Origin of the sequence: Nucisporomicrobium flavum (genome assembly GCF_016464385.1) — a bacterium.
Lineage (GTDB): Bacteria > Actinomycetota > Actinomycetes > Mycobacteriales > Micromonosporaceae > Actinoplanes > Actinoplanes flavus_A.
This window is the reverse complement of record NZ_JADMLH010000007.1, coordinates 189,531-206,760: the sequence shown is the minus strand read 5'-3', so window position 1 is coordinate 206,760 and position 17,230 is coordinate 189,531. Positions and strand designations below refer to the sequence as shown.

Here is a 17,230-nt window from a genome sequence, read left to right as displayed (position 1 = left end):
CCCGTTCGGGGTCAGCCTGCCGGTGGACCGGCCGGCCGGCCCGTTCCGCGCTCAGCGCACTCACAGGCACGCCGCGGGATGCTGCGCCGATGGAGCAGATCGCACAGCAACGGCGCGATTCGGTGCGTGGATGGATGTCCCGATGGCCGTCCTGGGTGGGGCGTCTCGCCGCGGCCTCGGCGTTGCTGTACGGCGTGGTGGTGCTGACGACAGCGTTCGCCGGTAGCGAGCATTTCATCGGCTTCCGGTTCGCCGTGTGGCCCGGCGCAGCGGTGCTCCTTGTCGGAGCGGCCGCCGCCACGGCCACCATCGTCGCGGGGGAGCGGGCCGTGTCGGCCCCTACGATCGCGGTCGCACTGTGGACGGTGGCCGCGCTGACGGTGGCCGGCAGCTGCTGGGTCCTGTTGAGCCTCATCGAGCTGACGCTGACCGGCGCGGTGCACGACTGGGCGGCCTTCCTGGAGCGGCTCGCCCTCGCGGGCGTCGGTGCGTTGTTCACCGCCACCGCGCTGTCCTGGCAACGGCGCAGCCGCGGCGTCTGCGTACGGTGTGGCAGGGCGCACGGGCCGGGCTTGTCCGGTCGGCGGTACCCCGAGCCGCACGCTGCCCCGATCGCCGTGCGCCGGATCGCGTACGCCGGTTGTGCGCTCTTCCTGCCGTACCTGTTCCTGCACACCCTCGGTGCGCTCGGGGTGTCGGGGATCGAGCCGGACGGCTTCCGGCCGTCGTGGCCCATGATCGCCGCCGGGGTGGTGGGCGTCGGTCTCGCCGTCTTCCTCCTCCTGGGCCTGGTCCGTCCGTGGGGGATGGTGTTCCCTCGGTGGACGCTCTGGCTGGCCGGTCGCCGCGTACCCCGGTTCCCGCCGCTCGCTCCGGTGTGGCTGATCGCGCCGACACTGGCGCTCTACGGGACCGGGGGCCTGGTGTACGCGTTCTTCACCGAGTACGGCGTCGTCAGTCTGGGCGGCGCGGCGTCGGTCGCGTTCGGTGGCTACGGCTGGGCGCTGGGCGTCGCGGCGGTCTCGTACCAGATCCGTACCCGGCCGCGCTGCGTCTGAGCGGCGCGACGACATGGATGTCTACGAAGCGGTCGCCAGCCGCCGGGCCGTACGGGCGTTCAGCGACGAACCGGTGCCCAGGGCGGTGCTCGACCGGGTGCTGACCGCCGCGGCGCGGGCCCCGTCGAGCGGCAACCTCCAGCCGTGGCATCTTTACGTGGTGACCGGCGAGCCCCTGGCCGGCCTGAAACGGCGGGCCACCGCTCGGGCGCTGGCCGACGATCCCGGCGACGAGCGGGAATTCCCGATGTACCCGGCCGACCTGAGCTCGCCCTATGCCGAGCGGGCCGCCGCGGCCACGGCCCGGCGCCGCGCCTTCCTGGGCATCGAGCCGGACGACCCGGACCGGCGCCGGAAGGTCGCCGCGCTGAACACCGGGGCGTTCGGGGCCCCGGTCGTGCTGTTCTGCTACGTCGACCGGACGATGGGGCCGGGGCAGTGGGCCGACGCGGGGATCCACCTGCAGACCATCATGCTGTTGCTGCGGGCCGAAGGTCTGCACAGCTGCCCGCAGGTGATGTGGACGACGTACCGCCGGACCGTCAGCGACGCGGTCGGTGCCGATGCGCGGCTCGTGCTGCTCTGCGGGGTGGCGGTGGGCTTCGAGAGGGAGGGCGCGCGGCGGTTGCACACCGGGCGCGCGCCCCTTAAGCGAAACGGTCAGCTTCGTCGGCGGATGAGTCAGCTGACCAGGCGGCGTTCCCAGGCCCAGGCGGCGATCTCCACCCGGTTGCGGGCGCCCAGCTTGGTCTGGACGCTGCCCAGGTGCGTCTTGACCGTGCCGACCGAGATGAACAGCTGCGTCGCGATCTCGGCGTTGGTGAGCCCGCGGGCGGCCAGCTTCACCACGTCCAGCTCGCGCGGGGACAGGCCGCCGTCGTCGTCGCTCGGCGCGGGCGGGGAGAGGTGCTCGAGCAGGCGGACGGTGATCGACGGGCTGATCAGCGCGTCGCCGGAGACCGCCGCGCGGACCGCCTCCACCAGCAGCGCCGGGCCGGAGTCCTTGAGCAGGAAGCCGGCCGCGCCGTTGCGCAGCGCCTGGTGCACGTACTCGTCGAGGTCGAAGGTCGTCACCACGACCACCTTCATCGGGTCCGCGACGCCGGGGCCGGCCAGCAGCCGCAACGCCTCGAGGCCGTCCATGCGGGGCATGCGGATGTCGAACAGCGCCACGTCCGGCTTGAGCTTGCGCGCCATCGCGACCGCCTCGACGCCGTCGGCCGCCTCGCCGACCAGCTCCATGTCGGGCTGCGCACCGATGATCATGCCGAAGCCGGTGCGTACCATCGCCTGATCGTCGGCGATCATCACGCGGATCACCGCGTCACCTCCTGGTCGAGCGGCAGGGCCGCGTCGACCACCCAGCCGCCGTCGATGCCCGGCCCGGCGGTGATGCGCCCGCCGACCGCGCGGACCCGCTCCTGCAGGCCCACGAGACCGTACCCCGGCGCCTCCCGCGGCGCCGCGGCCTTGGGCGGCAAACCGTCGTTGGCGACCCGGACGAGCAGCCAGTCGGGCGTACGCCGGATCCAGACGTCCGCGACCCGCACGCCCTGCGCGTGCCGCCGGATGTTCGTCAGCGCCTCCATCACCACCCGGTACGCCGACGTGGACACCTCGACGGGCACCCCCGCGGTGCTGCCGTCCACGTGCAACCGGGCGAGCGGGCCGCCGGAGTTGGTGAACTGCTCCAGCAGCGGCGCGAGCTCGTCCACGCCGGCCAGCGGGGTGAGCGGGGCGTCCGGCGACGCGTTCGGGTCCCGCAGGACACCGACCATGCGCCGCATCGAGGCCATCGTCTCCGCGCCGGCCGCCTCGATCTGCTCCAGCGCGATCAGCGCGCGCTTCGGGTCCTGCTCGGCGATGAACCGGGCGCCCTGGGCCTGCACGACGATGCCGGTCACGTGGTGGGCGATGAAGTCGTGCAGATCGCGGGCGAACTCGGCGCGCTGCTCGGCGCGGACGGCGTCCATCGCCCGGTGCCGGGTCGACTCGATCATCCGCAGGTAGACGCCGGCGCCGATGACCGCCGTGGCGGCCAGGCCCTGCACCAGGCCGGCGATGACCATCCCGTAGTCGGCGCCGCTGCGCAGCGGGAGGAAGCCCAGCGCCATGCCGAGCGCCAGCACGGCGCCGACCGACCACTGCGGGTCGCCCCGCCGGCAGACGACGAACAGCACGCCCATCAGCCCGACCGTTTCGGCGAGGCCCCAGCTGCCGCCGCCGTACCCGGAGGCGGACGCCGCGACCACGACGGTCAGGAACAGGGAGCAGACGGCGAGGATCAGCGCGGTCCGGGGCAGCCGTTTGGAGCCCTGGCGGTGCCGGGGCAGCCACACCGCCGCGGTCGCGATCGCCATGGGTACGCGCAGCAGCACCAGCGCACCGCTGTCCGCCAGGCCGGAGGCGAGGTCGAAGAGGCCGATGCACGCCATGACGAACAGGGCGGCGAACTGGGCGAGGCGGAACAGCAGGTCACGTTGCGTCAACATCGTGTCTCGAGCGTAATGCCTGCTCCCGGGCCTCCCATCGGCCGAAAGGCAGATCCGCGCCGCGCGCCGTCCCCCGCTGCGGGCCGATGTGGGCGTGCCCCGGTCTGCCGCAGGATTCTCAGCGTTCCCACAGATCCACATCCCGGAGGCAATCCGATGTACCCGCAGTCCCCGGCCGTCGCGCCGACGACCCCCGCCGGTGCCGGCCCGGACGAGCGCATGACCGCCGTGGCGGCCGTGGACCTCGTCAAGGTGTACGGCACCGGCGACACCGCCGTCCGCGCCCTCGACGGCGTCACGGTCGGCTTCACCCGCGCCCAGTTCACCGCGATCATGGGCCCGTCCGGCTCCGGCAAGTCGACGCTCATGCACTGCCTCGCCGGCCTCGACAAGGCCACCTCCGGGCACGCCATGCTCGGCGGCACCGACCTGACCGTGCAGCCCGACAAGGTGCTGACCAAGGTGCGCCGGGAGCGGATCGGCTTCGTCTTCCAGTCGTTCAACCTGCTGCCGCAGCTGACCGCCGAGCAGAACATCACGCTGCCGCTGGACCTGGCCGGCCGCACCGCCGAGCGCGGGCTGCTGGCCCACCTGACCGACGTGCTCGGCCTCACCGGGCGGCTCACCCACCGCCCCAGCGAGCTCTCCGGCGGTCAGCAGCAGCGCGTCGCCCTGGCCCGCGCGCTGGTCTCCCGGCCGGAGGTCGTCTTCGCCGACGAGCCGACCGGCAACCTGGACTCGCGCTCCGGCGCCGAGGTGCTGTCGTTCCTGCGCAACTCGGTGCGCGACCTCGGCCAGACGATCGTGATGGTCACCCACGACCCGGGCGCCGCCGCGTACGCCGACCGCGTGGTCCTGCTCGCCGACGGCCGGATCGCCGGCGAGATCGACCGCCCGGACCGCGCCTCCGTGACCGAGGCCCTGCAGCACCTGGGGAGCCACCAGTGAGCGTGCTGCGTACCCAGCTGGCGGGCGCCGCGCGGCGCCCCTCCCGGCTGCTGCTCACCGGCCTGGCGGTGCTCGTCGCGTCCTTCGTCGTCTACGCGACCGTCCTGGCCCGCGACATCACCAAGGCCACCGTGCTGGACGGCCTCAGCGGCACCCCGGCCGCCGTCGACCTGGCCGTGGGCAGCGGTCCGGACGGCCCCTCGGCCCTCATCACCACGGCCGATCTCGCGAAGCTCAAGGCCCTGCCCGGCGTCGCGGAGGCGGTCGGTCGGGTCGAGGCCGGCGGTGACGTCGGCGGGCAGTACCTGAGCGTCATCGCCGACCCCGGCAGCGGCCCGCTGTCGACCGTCCACGTCACCCAGGGCACCTACCCGTCGGCACCCGGCGAGGTCGCCGTCACCCCGCGGACCGCGGACCGGATGGGTCTGCCCGTGGGCTCCACGGTCAGCATGACGACCGAGTGGGACGACAACGGCAAGCCCACCAAGCACCAGAAGGCCAAGGTGGTCGGCATCGTCGAGGCGTCGGCCGACTACGGCTTCCTGGCGTACGCGCCGCAGAGCCTGGTCAGCCCGCTCTCGGGCCAGGACCAGCTGCAGCAGATCGACCTGCGGCTGAACCCCGGCACCGACCTCGACTCGGTGCGTACCGCCGCGGAGAACATCCTCGCCGCCGGGCCGGCGCCCAAGGACGGCATGGAGCGGCCCCAGGTGTTCACCGGCGCCGACGTCCGCCACGACGAGGCGCTGCGCGCCGTTTCCGAGCTCGACGACATCTTCGTCGCGGTCGGGATGTTCGTCGCCATCGCGGTGGTCGCCGCGGCGCTGGTCGCCACGTCCACCTTCCGCATCATCTTCGCCCAGCGGATGCGCCAGCTCGCCCTGCTGCGGGCGGTCGGCGCGGGCCGCGGCGCGCTGTGGCGGGCGCTGGCCGTCGAGGGCGCCGTGATCGGATTCGTGGTCGGCACGGTCGGGGTGCTCGGTGCGCTCGCGGTCGGGCACGCCGTACCGCCGCTGCTGCGGGCGTTCGACATCGACCTCGTTTCCCCGGGTTTCCCTCTGCTGCCGGCACTCGGCGTCGTGCTGCTCTCGACGGTCATCACGGTGCTGGCCGTCATCGCCCCGGCGTTCACGGCCGCCAAGGTGGCGCCCCTGGAGGCGCTGCGCGCGGCGAGCACCACCGCCGGACGCAAGGACATCGGCAAGCTGCGCGCCGCGTTCGGCATCCTGCTCGCCGTCCTCGCCGGCCTGGCCGCGGCGTACGTGGTGACGAACCTGCCGGGACGGGACACGAAGGACTACGACCCCGGTCCGATGCTGCTGACGACCATCGCCTCGGGCGCGCTCGCGTTCTTCGCGCTGATGGCGCTCGGCCCGGTGCTGGTCCGCCCGGTCCTGGCCACGGTGGGCTGGCCGGTGCGCCGGCTCGGGCCGCTCGGGCGCCTCGCCGTCGGCGGGGTCGGCGGGGCTCCCCGGCGGGCGGCCGCGGTGTCGGTCGTCGTGGCTCTCGGCGTCACGCTGATCGCCGGGGTGGTGGTGACCGGCGCGTCCGTGCGGGTGCTGGCCGACCGGGAGATGGCCACCGCGGTGCCGGCGGACTACGAGCTCACCGCCAACGGCGACGAGCAGGTTCCCGCCGCCGTGGTGGAGCAGGCCAAGGCGAGCCCCGACCTCACGCACGTGACGCCGTACCGTCGGCTGGGCACCGTCAAGGCCGGGGGCAACGACACGCCGCTGCAGGCCAGTGACCTCGACATGGACGCGCTGCCCGCCCTCTCCAAGATCGACGTGAACGCCGGATCGCTGGCCGGCATCGGCCCCGGCAAGGTGGCGCTCAGCGGCTTCGCCGCGGACAGCACCGGGCTCGGCGTCGGCGACACCGTCACGCTCACCGCCGGCAAGAAGAAGGTGCAGGTCCAGGTGGTGGCCACGCTGCCCGACTCGGGGCCGCTGCAGTCGGACGTCGTGGCGGACCCGGGCGACCTGACGAAGCTCGGTGCCCCCACCGTCGCGTCCGGGCTGCTCGCCGACGCGGCCAAAGCCGGCGAGGACGGGCGTACGGCCGGTCAGAAGGCGATGCAGCAGCTCACCCAGGGGCGTACGGGCCTGGGCGTGGAGGTCCTCGCCGACCAGCGCGACGAGGCGAACACGGTGCTCAACGGCGTCCTCGCCGTGGTCCTCGGGCTGATCGGCCTGACCGTGCTGATCGCCGTCGTCGGCGTCGGGACCACGACCGCGCTGTCCGTGGTCGAGCGGGCCCGCGAGTCCGGCCTGCTGCGCGCCGTCGGGCTCTCCCGCGGCGGCCTGCGGGCCATGCTCACGGCCGAGTCCAGCCTGTACGGCGTCATCGGCGCGACGATCGGCGTGCTGCTCGGCGTCCCGTACGCCTGGCTGTTCCTCAAGGCGCTCGGGGTGAACGCGCCGCTGGAGCTGCCGGCCGGGCAGCTGATCGCGGTCTTCGCCGCGCTGGTGCTGTTCACGGCCCTGGCCGGGGTGCTGCCGGCCCGGCGTGCCGCCAAGGTCAGCCCGGTCGCGGCGCTCGCCACCGACTGACCGAGCCGTACCCCGCGATCCCGGGCAGTGCATCCGCGCTGCCCGGGATCGTCACCGTAATGCTGTGACCATGCGGAGGATCAGCGTCGCCGCGCGTTCCGGGTCGGTGTCCATCGCGTCGTAGGTGGGGAACGAGGTCACGGCCACCGCGGCGTCGACGTCGTGGTCGAGCAGCGTCGCGAGCTGGTCGCGGCGCCAGCCCTCCCGGCGCGCCAGGTCGGCCGCCACGTCGTCGTCCATCGTGGCCAGTGCGAACAGCTTGCGCAGCACCGGCCGCTCGGCCGCCCAGAACAGGCAGGTCTGCCGTACGACGTACGCCAGCGCGTCGTCGGCGCTCAGCTCGCGGGCGGCGGTGAGCAGCCGGTCCATGCCGGCCCGGCCGGTGACGTCGGTGAGCACCGCGTCGAGCAACCCCGCCTTGTTGCGCACCTGGTTGTAGACGGTGACCCGGGTGACGCCCGCGCGGGTGGCGACGGCGTCGAGGGTGAACTCGCGCCACGGCGCCTCGGCGAGCTGTTCGCGGGCGGCGGCCACGATGGCGCGGTGGGTCGCGGCGGTCGATTCCGCGCGGCGCATGGCACCCCCTTTCACTTGACGGCGCGTATAGCGAGTCACTATACAGCTCGTATGGCGAATGGGATCCTCGTGGAGTTCGGCGGCCTGCCCGCTACCGGCAAGTCGACGCTGGCGGGCCGGCTGGCGGCGCGTACGGGGGCGGTGTGGCTGCGCATCGACGAGATCGAGGCGGCGATGCGGCGCAACGGGCTGACGCCGGAACAGACGGGCGTCACGGCGTACAGCGTCGCCCACGACGTCGCCGCGAGCCACCTGCGGCGCGGGCTCACCGTCATCGCGGACGCGGTCAACCCGGTGGCGGCCGCCCGGCAGGGCTGGCAGGATCTCGCAGCCGGGTCCGGTGCCCGGCACGTCGTCGTGGAGACCACCTGCCCCGACGCCGCCGAGCACGAGCGGCGCGTGACGACACGGCCGGCCGACATCCCGGGATGGCGCTACCCGTCCTGGGCCGAGGTCCGCGCGGCCGCGGCCGGCTACGAGCCCCGCCGCGACCCGCGCCTCACCGTGGACACCACCCGTCCGATAGCCGAATGCGAGCAGCTCGTGGCACGCCACCTGGGCCTCGCTGCCTAGCGGGCCCGCCCCTCCGGCGGGAGGGTGAACCAGAACATCGCGCCCTCGCCCTCGCGGCCCTCGGCGTGGATCTCGCCGCCGTGGCGTTCCACCGCCCGGTGCACGGTGGTCAGGCCGATGCCCGTGCCCGGGAAGTCGGCGGTGCTGTGCAGGCGGGCGAACGGGCGGAACAGCTCGCCCGCCTTGCCCTCGGGGAAGCCGGCCCCGTTGTCGCGGATGTAGTAGCGCACGTCGTCGCCGGTGACCGTCCAGCCCACCTCGACGACCGGATCCTCGACCTTGCTGGTGAACTTGCAGGCGTTGGTGACGAGGTTCTCGAGGATGACGCGGACGAGGCCCTCGTCGGCGTCCGCGGTCATCGCCTCGGCGACCGTGAAGCGGATCTTGCGGCCGGGCTCGCGGGCCTCGACCTCGCGGATCACCTGCCACGCCGTCTCGGTCAGGTCGAGGCGGTTGCGGCGCAGCTCCCCGCGGCTGGACCGGGCCAGGATCAGCAGCGACTCCACCAGGTCCGCCATCCGCCCGGCCGCGGCGTGGATGCGCTCGACCCGGTGCCGGGTCTGCTCGCCCAGCGGCTCGTCCTCGTCCAGGACGGTCTCGGCGTAGCTGCTGATGACTTGCAGCGGCCCGCGCAGGTCGTGCGACACCGAGCCGCTGAACGCCTCCAGCTCGCGGTTGCGCCACTCCAGCTCCTCGACGAGCGCCGCCCGCGTCTCGGCGAGCTGCCGCGCGGCCCGCTCGCCGGCCGCGTCCAGCTCCCGGCGCATGAGCTCCTCGCGGATGCGCCGGCTCTCGTCCAGCGACTGCTTGCGGCGGATCTGGGCGCGTACGTGGGCCCGCAGCGTCTCCGCCCCGTCGGTCTCGCGGACGTAGTCGTCGGCGCCCGCCGCCAGGCACTCCAGCAGCGCGTCGTCCCGGTCCCCGGTCATCACCAGCGGGGTGTCGCGGATCTGCGGCACCTCCTTGATCCGTGCGCAGGTCTCGTGGGCGCCGTCGCCCAGGCCGAGCACGATGCAGTCGACCGGCTGGGCGGCGAGCAGGTCCAGGGCCTCGTCGGGGCCGGTTGCCGCGACGACGTCGTACCCGTCGGTGCGCAGCACGTCGCCCCACTCCTCGAGCCGGGTCCGCTCCGCCGTCACCGCGAGGACCTTGCCCGGCCCGTGCAGGCTGCCGATCCCCTCGATGGGCAGCTGGTCGGCGCTGGTCCGCAGCACCGCGGCCAGCTTGGCCAGCACCACGGCGAGGTCCTGCTGCTTACGGACGAACGCGTCGGCGCCCGCCTCCAGCATCTGCACCTCGGTGGCGTAGTCGTCCGAGGCGGTCATCAGCAGGCACGGGGTGTCGCGCAGCGCCGGGTCCAGCCGCATCCGCCGGATCACCGTCGCGCCGTCGATGCCCGGCATGACCCCGTCCACGATCACCGCCTGCGGGCGCCGGTCCGCCGCCGTACGCAGGCCCTCCTCGCCGGAGGCCGCGGTGAGCACGGCGTACCCCTCGGGCTCCAGCAGCTGCCGCAGCCGCTCCCGGAACGTGATGCTGTCGTCGATGACCAGGATCGTGGTCTGCGGATCCGCGTCCCGGACATCGCCCAGCAGCTGCCGCGAGCGCGCGACGACGTACCCGGAGTCGTACGGCTTGCCCACATACTCGTCGGCGCCGGTGCGCAGGCCGAGGAGCCGGTCGGCGACGTCCGCCTCGCTGGACAGCAGCACCGTGGGGGTGTGCTCGCGCCCCGGCAGCGACCGCAGCTCGCGCAGCAGGTCCACGCCGTCGGCGTCGGGCAGCATCACGTCGAGCACCGCGACGTCGAAGGCGGCCTCGCGGAACGCCCGCCGGGCCTGCTCGCCGGTGGCGCAGAGCACCGTGGTGAACCCGTCGGCCTCGAACGCCTCGTGCAGGTCCATCCGGACGGTGAGGCTGTCGTCCACGATCAGCACGGCGGGGCTCATCGGCGGGTCCCCGTCCGGGCGAGATCGGCCAGCCGCGCGGCGATCCGTGCCGGGGGCAGGACGTACGCGGCGGCGCCGAGCAGGGCGGCCTCGCGCGGCATTCCGTACACGATGCAGCTGGCCTCGTCCTGGGCGAAGGTGACGCCGCCCTGCGTGCGGATCCGCAGCAGCCCGCCGGCGCCGTCGCGGCCCATGCCGGTGAGCAGGCAGCCGGCGGCGGACGAGCCGTACTCGGCGGCGACGGACTCGAACAGCACGTCGACCGAGGGCCGGCAGGAGTGGCGTGGCGGGGCGGTGCTGAGCCGGACCAGGCCGTCGCCCACGTACATGTGGCGGTCGGGCGGGGCGAGCAGGACCCGCCCGGCCAGCCCGCGGACCCGCATGCCGTCCCGGGCGTACGCGACGTCGCGCCCGGTCTGCCCGGCGAGCCAGTCGGAGAAGGCGACGGCGAACGGCTCGCTCGCCGCGATGTGCTGGACGCACAGCACCGGGGCGCCGAAGTCGGCCGGCAGGGCGCGCAGCAGCTCGGTGAGCGCACCGGGTCCGCCGGTGGAGGCGCCGACCGATACGAGCCGCAGCGCGGCATCGTCACCGGACCTGGGCGTCGCGGGCGATGCCGGCGCCGCGGGCCGCGGCCGGTCGGTGCGGTGCCGCCCGTCCAGCCGTGCCCGCGGGTGGGTGATCACCCGGATCCGCGACACCAGGCGTACGGCCGCGCACAGCCGTCGCGCCCACCCGGCGTCGGACGCGTCGCCGCGCGGCTTCTCCAGCACGTCCACCGCCCCGGCGGCCAGCGCGTTGTACGTGCTGAACAGCTCCTGACGGTCGGCCGAGGACACCACGAGGATCGGGGTGGGGAACTCCGCCATGATGTGCTCGGTGGCGACGAGGCCGCTCATCGTGGGCAGCATCATGTCCATCGTGACCACGTCCGGGCGCAGCCGGCCGACCATCTCGACGGCCTGGGCCCCGTCCACGGCCTCGCCCACCACCTGCAGCTCCGGGTCGCTCGCGAGCGACTCGCGCAGGTGGTGCCGCATGGTCGCGGAGTCCTCGACGACCAGGACGCGGATCATGCGTTCACCAGCCGGCGGATGTGCGCGAGCAGCTCCTCCTGGTTGAACTGGCCCTTGACCACGTACGCGCTCGCCCCCGCCGCCGCGCCCCGGGCCCGGTCCTCGGCGCTGGCCCGCGAACTGACCAGGATCGCGGGCACCTCGGCCAGCTCGGCCTCGGCCCGGGTCTGCTCGACGAATGTAAATCCGTCGATTCCGGGCATATCGATGTCGGTCAGGTAAAGGCCGTACCGCCGGGACCGCGCCTTCTCCAGGCCCTCTTCGCCGGAGGCAGCGAGGTCCACCTCGTACCCGGCCGACTCCAGGATGCTGCGCTCCAGCATGCGCGTGGTCAGCGAGTCGTCGATGACCAGGATCGGCAGCCGGCGGGCCGGTTCCGGCGGGGCCGCGCCGCCCCCGCCGAGCACGGCGGCCTCGGCGATCAGGCCCGGCGCGTCCAGGACGAGCTGCGGGTTGCCGTCGAGGTCCATGGACACCCCGCCGATCACCGGCGCGGCCAGGGCCAGCTCCGGCAGGGGACGCACCACGAGCGTGGACGTGCCGGCCAGCCGGTCGACGCCGACCGCCACCGCGCGGTCCCCGTCACGGACGACGACGGCCACGGCGGATCCGCCGCCCTCCGGGACGGTGGTGCCGGCGTACAGGGCCCGGGCCAGGGGGAGGAACGGAAGGGCCTCGCCGTCGTGCGCGAGCCGGCCGGTCAGCGCGGCCGCCGCGGCCTGTTCGGGCGGCAACCGTACGCAGGTCAGCACCGCGTCCAGCGGCACGGTGGCGACGCTGCCGGCCGCCTCGACGACGAGCCCGTGCAGCGACAGCAGCGCCAGCGGCAGCACCAGTTCGATGGTGGTGCCCCGGCCCGGCTCCGTACGCACGGACACCTCGCCCCCGAGCTGGTCGGCGACGTCGCGGGCCACGTTGAGGCCGATGCCGCGCCCGGCGACCTCGGTGACCGTGGGGGAGGTGCTGATGCCCCCGGCGAGCACCAGGTCCAGCAGGCTCTGCGTGTCCGGCTCGGCGTCCCCGGGCCCCAGCAGCCCCTGGTCGCGGGCGGCCCGGCGCACCGCGGCCAGGTCGAACCCCCGGCCGTCGTCGGAGCAGAGGAAGGCGGCGTAGCTGCCCCGGCGCTCGACGGTGACGACGACCGAGCCCTCGGGCGTCTTTCCCGCCGTCGCCCGGTCCGGTTCGGACTCGATGCCGTGCGCGACCGCGTTGCGCACGATGTGCAGCATCGCGTTGGTGGCGGAGGCGAGCACCTGCGGGTCGAGGCGCAGGTCGCCGCCGCGCCCGTCGAAGCGCACCCGTCTGCCCTGGGCGTCGGCGGCGTCCCGTACGGCGCGGTGCAGCACGGTGAAGATGCTCGACGCCGGCACCAGGCGCAGCCGCTCGGCGCGGCCGCGGACCTCGTCGAGCTCGCGTTCGACCTGTTCCACCGTGTCGGTCAGGCGCCGGGCCAGGGTGCTGATGTCGCCGGCGAGGCGTACGGCCGCCGTCCGGGCCGTGTCCGCGCTGCCCGGCCGCCCGGACCGCAGCTGGTCGGCGAGCGACTCCGCGGACCGGCGCAACTGCTCCAGCGACGTACGCCCGGCCCGCAGCGGCGCGAACCGGGCGTGGGTCTCGCCCACCGCGTCGAGCAGGTCGTCCACGTCGGCGGTCGCCGCCCGCGCGGCCGGCAGCTGCTCGGGGTGCGGGACCGTCTCGGGCGGCTGCCGGTCCGCGGGTGCGGCGGCCTGGTCCGGCCGGGGCTCGAGCGCGGCCACGTACCGCTCGATCTCGTCGTTGAGGCGCAGCAGCTCGCGCATCTCGTCGGCGGGCAGCGCCCCCTCGTCGCCGCGGTGCGGGACGAGCACCTCCTCGAAGGCGTGCGCGCGGTCGGCGATCTCCTGCTGGCGGACCACCCGGGCGGCGCCCTTGAGCGTGTGGGCGAAGCGCAGCAGCCGGGCCACCAGGTCGGTGCCGTGCCGCTGCTCCAGGTCGAGCACGCCGGCGCTGATCTGGTCGACCAGCTCGCGGGCCTCGACCCGGAAGTAGCGCAGCGGATCCGAGCTCATCGGCGCCCGGTGCCGACCAGGTCGAGCAGGTCGGCGGAGAGGGTGGACAGGTGGGACGCGGTCTGCCGGGTCTGCACCGCGCTCGACTCGGTCTCCCGGGTGACCCGAGCGGTGTCCGAGGCGGCGACGTTGACCTGTTCCACCGCCGTGGTCTGCTGCTTGGTGGACAGCTCGATCTCCCGCGTGGCGTCGTTCGTCGTGGCCACCAGCTGGGCGATCCGCCGGAACGAACTCGTGGCGTCGTCGAACTTGCGGGCGCCGGCGTCGACGGACTTCGCGCCGATCTCGGTGGCCATGACGGTGGTGTTGACGGCACCCCGGACGTCGTCGATGAGCGCGCGGATCTCCTTCGCCGAGCCGGCGGTCCGGTCGGCCAGCTTGCGGATCTCCTCGGCCACCACGGCGAACCGGCGCCCCCACTCGCCCGCCCCGCTCGCCTCGATGGTCGCGTTGATGGCGAGGATGTTCGTCTGCTCCGCCAGCTCCGAGACCAGATCGACGACGCCGCCGATCTGCTGCGACTTCTCCCCGAGGGTGAGCATGTGCTGCACGATCTGGTCCACCTGGGTGCGGATGGCGGCGATCGACGCGCGGGTCTGGTCGATGGTGGCGTCGCCGCTCTCGGCCGCCTCCGCGGTCTCCTCGGCGATCTTCGACACCCGCTGCGCGCTGTCCGCGATCTGCCGCGAGGTGATCAGCAGCTCGCTGATCGTCGTGGTGATCTCGCTCATCGCGCTGGCCTGGTCCCGGCTGCCCCCGGCCTGCTGCGCGGCGGCCGCCTCGAGCTGCGCCGACGAGCTCTGGATGTGCCCGACCGCCGCGCCGACCTCACGCCGCAGGTCGCGGCTCAGCTTCGCGGCCACCGTCATGCCGAAGACGATCGCCAGCACCGCGAGCCCGATGATCACCGCGATGGCCCGGTTGGCCTTGGCCGAGGCCGCCTGCCGCGCGGTCTCCACATCGGCGCGGACCCGGGTGGTCAGCGCGGCGATCGAGTCCTGCAGCTTCTGCCGGGCCGGCGCCACCTCCGTGGCCTGCAGCTGGCCGATCTCTTGCAGATTGTCGATGGACTTGCGGCGCTCGACCACCGGGTCCAGCACCGCCGCGTGCTTGGCCTCCGCATCGGAGACGGCCTGCAGCAGGGTGAGCGCGGTGGGGTCGGTCAGGGTGCCGCGCAACTGGGTGACGAGGCCGAGGAATTCCGTACGGTCGGCGTTCGTCGCGTCCAGATACTCCTGCTTGCCGTTGAGCAGGTACGCGCGATAGTCGGCGATCCGGCTCTCCGCCTTCGTGCGCAGGTGTTCCGCGGAGACGAGGTCGTCGGCGGCCACCCGGATCGCGGCGTCCTTGGCGTCCACCACGACCGCGAGCGCGGCGACCGAGGAGGCGCCCATGACCAGCGCCAGTGCCAGGATCACACCGAAGCTGAGCGTGAGTTTGTAGCCGAAGGTCCGTCGGGCCATCACTGCTCCTCGTGGGCGTACTGGAGGCGGCCGGTCAGCTGGTGCACCAGCGCCCGGGCCGCGGGCAGGTCGACGATGGGCCGGGTGCCGCCGGGCAGCGGCACCATCCCGCGCAGCACCTTCTCGCCCGGGTTGCCGCCGGGCTCGTCCACGACCGCGTCGGCCGGCACCCGCAGGTGGCCGTCGAGCTCGTGGAAGGCCAGCGCGAGCGGCGGCGCGCCCGCGCACGGCACGAGCCAGCGCGGCCGCTCCGGCACCGGATGCCCCAGCAGGGCGGCGAGGTCGTAGACGGGCACGATCGCGCCGCCGAAACCCGCGATCCCGAGCAGGGCCGGCTGGGGTCCGGGCAGCGGCGTGACGGCCCGGTCCGGGTGCAGACCGGAGGCCTGCGCGAGGCGTAACGCGTACGGGCGCCCGCCCGCGCGGACGGCCAGCAGCTCCACGAAGTCGGCGTTGCGGCGGCGTACGGGCTCGCTGAACGAGCGGTCGAACGCGTCCCGCAGCTCGGGCAGGCGGCCGGGGCTCATCGGGGCGCCCCCTCGGCACGGCACAGCGCGGTCAGCGCGACCCGGCCGAACCCGCCGCCGAACATCGCGATGCGGTCCTCCCGCTCGTACTTGAGCAGCACCTGCGCCCGGCCCAGCTCGTCGGCGGCCCGCTCGCGCTCACCCCGGCGGCGGGCGAGCAGCCCGAGCCGCAGCCGGGGCATCGCGAAGTCGGGGTCCAGGTGGGCGGCGAGCCGGTAGTGGCCGACCGCCACGTCGACCGCGGCGCCGCCTTCCAGGCAGACCGCGAGCTGGTGGTGGGCGTCGGCGTACAGGCCGTCGACGTCGAGCAGCCGCCGGCAGACGATCTCCGCGTCCTCCAGCCGCCCGGACTGCGCGAGCAGCACGCTGTGCAGGAGCAGCTCCCGCGGTACGACCCGGCCGGCCGGTCCCGCCTCCACGACGGTCAGCGCTTCGGCGAACCGCTCCTCGCGCAACAGCCGCATCGCCCGCTCGTACGGGCCGTCCACGTGCCGGCGCGGAGCCGGCTGGGCGGCGGCGGGCGCGGGCCGGGGCGGGGCGATCCGCGGCGGCGTGGCCGGGGCGGGGTGTCCCGACTGGCGCCGGTAGAAGAACGTGTGCCGGCTCTGCTGCGGCTCGAGCCCGTCCGGGTCGCTGCCCAGCGAGTCGGTGTGCCCGAGGAACAGGTAGCCGCCCGGGCTCAGCGCACCGGTCATGCGCCGGATCAGCGTGTCGCGTGCCTCCGGCGTCAGGTACATCAGCAGGTTGCGGCAGAAGACGACGTCGTACTGCCCCGGGCGCCAGAGGTCCTCGTCGTCGCCGGCCACGTTGTGCCGGAGGAACCGTACGGCCGCCCGGATGCGGGCGTCGACCTCGTACTGGCCGTCGTGGGGGTGGAACCACCGTTCGCGTACGGCGTCGGGCGTCTCCCGTAGCGACCACGCCGAGTAGCGGGCCGTCTGCGCCCGCCGCAGGACCGCCAGGCTGGCGTCGACGCCGAGCACCGACACGATCCAGTCCGGATCCGGCTGCACCTGCCGCGCGACGATCGCCAGCGTGTAAGCCTCCTCGCCGGACGAGCACCCGACCGAGAGCAGGCGCAGGACCCGTTGGGCGCTGCGCGCCCGGACCCGTTCCGGCAGCGCCACGTCGGCGAGCACCCGGAACTGCTCGCCGTGCCGGAAGAAGTACGTCTCGTTGATCGTGAGCTCCTCGGCGAGCGTGCCGAGTTCCGGCTCCCAGTCCCCGGCGGCGAGCCGCGCGAGGTACTCGCCGCGCTCGAGGCCCGTCGCGTCGGCGCGCCGCAGCAGCACCTGGGCGAGCTGGCCGGCGTCCTTGTCGTCGAAGGCCCACCCCAGGGTGTCGGCCAGGACCGCGCGGAACCTCGCCACGCCCGCCGTCGTGATCATGACGCCGCCGCGGTCGCCGCCGCGGCCGCCCACGCGTCGTCCGGGACCAGGTGCAGGCTCTGCAGCAGCAGGACCGGCTGGGCGTCGACCGTGCCGACGGCGGCGATGAGGCGGGCGGGTGCCTCGCCGAGCAGCCCCGCGTGCCGGCCTTCGCCGTCGGCGGCCAGCGTGTGGATCCCGAGAACGGCGCCGGTGGCGAGGGCGACGGTTCCGCGCCCGGTCCGTACGGCGACGTAGCGCTCCGCGGCCGTCTCACCGCCGCTGAGCAGGCGGGTGACGTCGACCACGAGCGTCGGCAGGCCCCGCATGACGCAGATGCCGGAGATGAACGGCGGCGTACCGGCCAGATGGTGGACCGGCAGCGGGCGCATCGTCTCGACGACCTCGCTCAGCCGCAGCGCACCGAGCAGCGGGCCGGCCCGGAACACCAGCGACGGCTCCCCGGCGGCCGTGCCCGCCGCCGCCTGCCCGACCTGCCCCATTCGCTCAGGTTAGCGGCGATTTAGGGCCCGTTGGCGAGAACCTTTCACTCCAGTCTCGCCGCGGCCCGGAGAGAAGGTCCCCACCGGGCGCGGCGTGA

At 74.2% G+C, this 17,230-nt stretch carries 14 protein-coding genes and 1 pseudogene; 5 read left to right on the top strand and 10 right to left on the bottom strand.

Annotated elements, in window-relative coordinates:
- Positions 1–89: 89 nt before the first annotated feature.
- Both IT780_RS18965 and IT780_RS41985 read left to right on the top strand, forming a co-directional pair.
- On the top strand, positions 90–1,058 hold the full coding sequence (locus IT780_RS18965; RefSeq protein ID WP_199512924.1) for a hypothetical protein: 969 nt from the start codon (positions 90–92) through the stop codon (positions 1,056–1,058).
- A 13-nt stretch (positions 1,059–1,071) separates the two neighbouring features.
- Positions 1,072–1,647, top strand: a pseudogene (locus IT780_RS41985) (nitroreductase); the annotation flags it as partial.
- Positions 1,648–1,739: 92 nt separating this feature from the next.
- Here the strand turns inward: IT780_RS41985 and IT780_RS18955 are convergent.
- Both IT780_RS18955 and IT780_RS18950 read right to left on the bottom strand, forming a co-directional pair.
- Positions 1,740–2,378: a response regulator gene (locus IT780_RS18955; protein WP_199512923.1), complete on the bottom strand. Its 639-nt coding sequence runs from the start codon at positions 2,376–2,378 to the stop codon at positions 1,740–1,742.
- Positions 2,375–3,550, bottom strand: coding sequence for a sensor histidine kinase (locus IT780_RS18950; protein ID WP_199512922.1), 1,176 nt, complete (start codon positions 3,548–3,550; stop codon positions 2,375–2,377). The genes IT780_RS18955 and IT780_RS18950 overlap by 4 nt, the downstream gene beginning before the upstream one ends.
- Positions 3,551–3,769: 219 nt before the next feature.
- Here IT780_RS18950 and IT780_RS18945 point away from each other — a divergent pair, with 219 nt between their 5' ends.
- The gene (locus IT780_RS18945) at positions 3,770–4,498 is read left to right on the top strand and encodes an ABC transporter ATP-binding protein (protein ID WP_233413134.1); all 729 of its coding nucleotides are present in this window, start codon (positions 3,770–3,772) and stop codon (positions 4,496–4,498) included.
- Positions 4,495–7,050, top strand: a complete 2,556-nt coding sequence (locus tag IT780_RS18940; protein WP_199512920.1) for an ABC transporter permease — start codon at positions 4,495–4,497, stop codon at positions 7,048–7,050. The genes IT780_RS18945 and IT780_RS18940 overlap by 4 nt, the downstream gene beginning before the upstream one ends.
- 51 nt (positions 7,051–7,101) lie before the next feature.
- Here IT780_RS18940 and IT780_RS18935 read toward each other — a convergent pair whose 3' ends face one another.
- A complete protein-coding gene (locus tag IT780_RS18935) occupies positions 7,102–7,626 on the bottom strand; it encodes a TetR/AcrR family transcriptional regulator (protein WP_199512919.1) in 525 nt (174 codons plus the stop codon).
- A 51-nt stretch (positions 7,627–7,677) separates the two neighbouring features.
- On the opposite strand from IT780_RS18935, the gene IT780_RS18930 reads away from it, so the two are divergent.
- The gene (locus IT780_RS18930) at positions 7,678–8,199 is read left to right on the top strand and encodes a P-loop nucleotide/nucleoside kinase family protein (RefSeq protein ID WP_233413076.1); all 522 of its coding nucleotides are present in this window, start codon (positions 7,678–7,680) and stop codon (positions 8,197–8,199) included.
- Here the strand turns inward: IT780_RS18930 and IT780_RS18925 are convergent.
- Genes IT780_RS18925 through IT780_RS18895 form a run of 7 tightly spaced genes read right to left on the bottom strand, consistent with a single transcriptional unit; the run spans position 8,196 to position 17,132 of the window.
- Positions 8,196–10,148, bottom strand: a complete 1,953-nt coding sequence (locus IT780_RS18925; protein WP_199512918.1) for a response regulator — start codon at positions 10,146–10,148, stop codon at positions 8,196–8,198. The genes IT780_RS18930 and IT780_RS18925 overlap by 4 nt on opposite strands.
- Positions 10,145–11,224: a chemotaxis-specific protein-glutamate methyltransferase CheB gene (gene cheB / locus IT780_RS18920; protein ID WP_199512917.1), complete on the bottom strand. Its 1,080-nt coding sequence runs from the start codon at positions 11,222–11,224 to the stop codon at positions 10,145–10,147. Before cheB ends, IT780_RS18925 begins: the two co-directional genes overlap by 4 nt.
- Positions 11,221–13,272: a hybrid sensor histidine kinase/response regulator gene (locus IT780_RS18915; RefSeq protein ID WP_199512916.1), complete on the bottom strand. Its 2,052-nt coding sequence runs from the start codon at positions 13,270–13,272 to the stop codon at positions 11,221–11,223. The genes cheB and IT780_RS18915 overlap by 4 nt, the downstream gene beginning before the upstream one ends.
- On the bottom strand, positions 13,269–14,735 hold the full coding sequence (locus tag IT780_RS18910; RefSeq protein ID WP_199512915.1) for a methyl-accepting chemotaxis protein: 1,467 nt from the start codon (positions 14,733–14,735) through the stop codon (positions 13,269–13,271). The genes IT780_RS18915 and IT780_RS18910 overlap by 4 nt, the downstream gene beginning before the upstream one ends.
- Positions 14,735–15,262 (bottom strand): chemotaxis protein CheW, encoded by a 528-nt coding sequence (locus IT780_RS18905; protein ID WP_199512914.1) that lies wholly within the window; start codon positions 15,260–15,262, stop codon positions 14,735–14,737. The genes IT780_RS18910 and IT780_RS18905 overlap by 1 nt, the downstream gene beginning before the upstream one ends.
- Complete coding sequence (locus IT780_RS18900) at positions 15,259–16,650, bottom strand: CheR family methyltransferase (protein WP_199512913.1); 1,392 nt, start codon at positions 16,648–16,650, stop codon at positions 15,259–15,261. Before IT780_RS18900 ends, IT780_RS18905 begins: the two co-directional genes overlap by 4 nt.
- Positions 16,647–17,132 carry a chemotaxis protein CheW gene (locus tag IT780_RS18895; RefSeq protein WP_233413075.1) on the bottom strand — a complete coding sequence of 162 codons (486 nt, stop codon included), beginning with the start codon at positions 17,130–17,132 and terminating at the stop codon, positions 16,647–16,649. Before IT780_RS18895 ends, IT780_RS18900 begins: the two co-directional genes overlap by 4 nt.
- Between the last annotated feature and the right edge of the window lie 98 nt (positions 17,133–17,230).

Coding starts and splice junctions, on each gene's coding strand:
- IT780_RS18965 (WP_199512924.1), top strand. CDS start 90: ATGGAGCAGATCGCACAGCAACGGCGCGATTCGGTGCGTGGATGGATG.
- IT780_RS18950 (WP_199512922.1), bottom strand. CDS start 3,550: ATGTTGACGCAACGTGACCTGCTGTTCCGCCTCGCCCAGTTCGCCGCC.
- IT780_RS18945 (WP_233413134.1), top strand. CDS start 3,770: ATGACCGCCGTGGCGGCCGTGGACCTCGTCAAGGTGTACGGCACCGGC.
- IT780_RS18935 (WP_199512919.1), bottom strand. CDS start 7,626: ATGCGCCGCGCGGAATCGACCGCCGCGACCCACCGCGCCATCGTGGCC.
- IT780_RS18930 (WP_233413076.1), top strand. CDS start 7,678: ATGGCGAATGGGATCCTCGTGGAGTTCGGCGGCCTGCCCGCTACCGGC.
- IT780_RS18925 (WP_199512918.1), bottom strand. CDS start 10,148: ATGAGCCCCGCCGTGCTGATCGTGGACGACAGCCTCACCGTCCGGATG.
- cheB (WP_199512917.1), bottom strand. CDS start 11,224: ATGATCCGCGTCCTGGTCGTCGAGGACTCCGCGACCATGCGGCACCAC.
- IT780_RS18915 (WP_199512916.1), bottom strand. CDS start 13,272: ATGAGCTCGGATCCGCTGCGCTACTTCCGGGTCGAGGCCCGCGAGCTG.
- IT780_RS18910 (WP_199512915.1), bottom strand. CDS start 14,735: ATGGCCCGACGGACCTTCGGCTACAAACTCACGCTCAGCTTCGGTGTG.
- IT780_RS18905 (WP_199512914.1), bottom strand. CDS start 15,262: ATGAGCCCCGGCCGCCTGCCCGAGCTGCGGGACGCGTTCGACCGCTCG.
- IT780_RS18900 (WP_199512913.1), bottom strand. CDS start 16,650: ATGATCACGACGGCGGGCGTGGCGAGGTTCCGCGCGGTCCTGGCCGAC.
- IT780_RS18895 (WP_233413075.1), bottom strand. CDS start 17,132: ATGGGGCAGGTCGGGCAGGCGGCGGCGGGCACGGCCGCCGGGGAGCCG.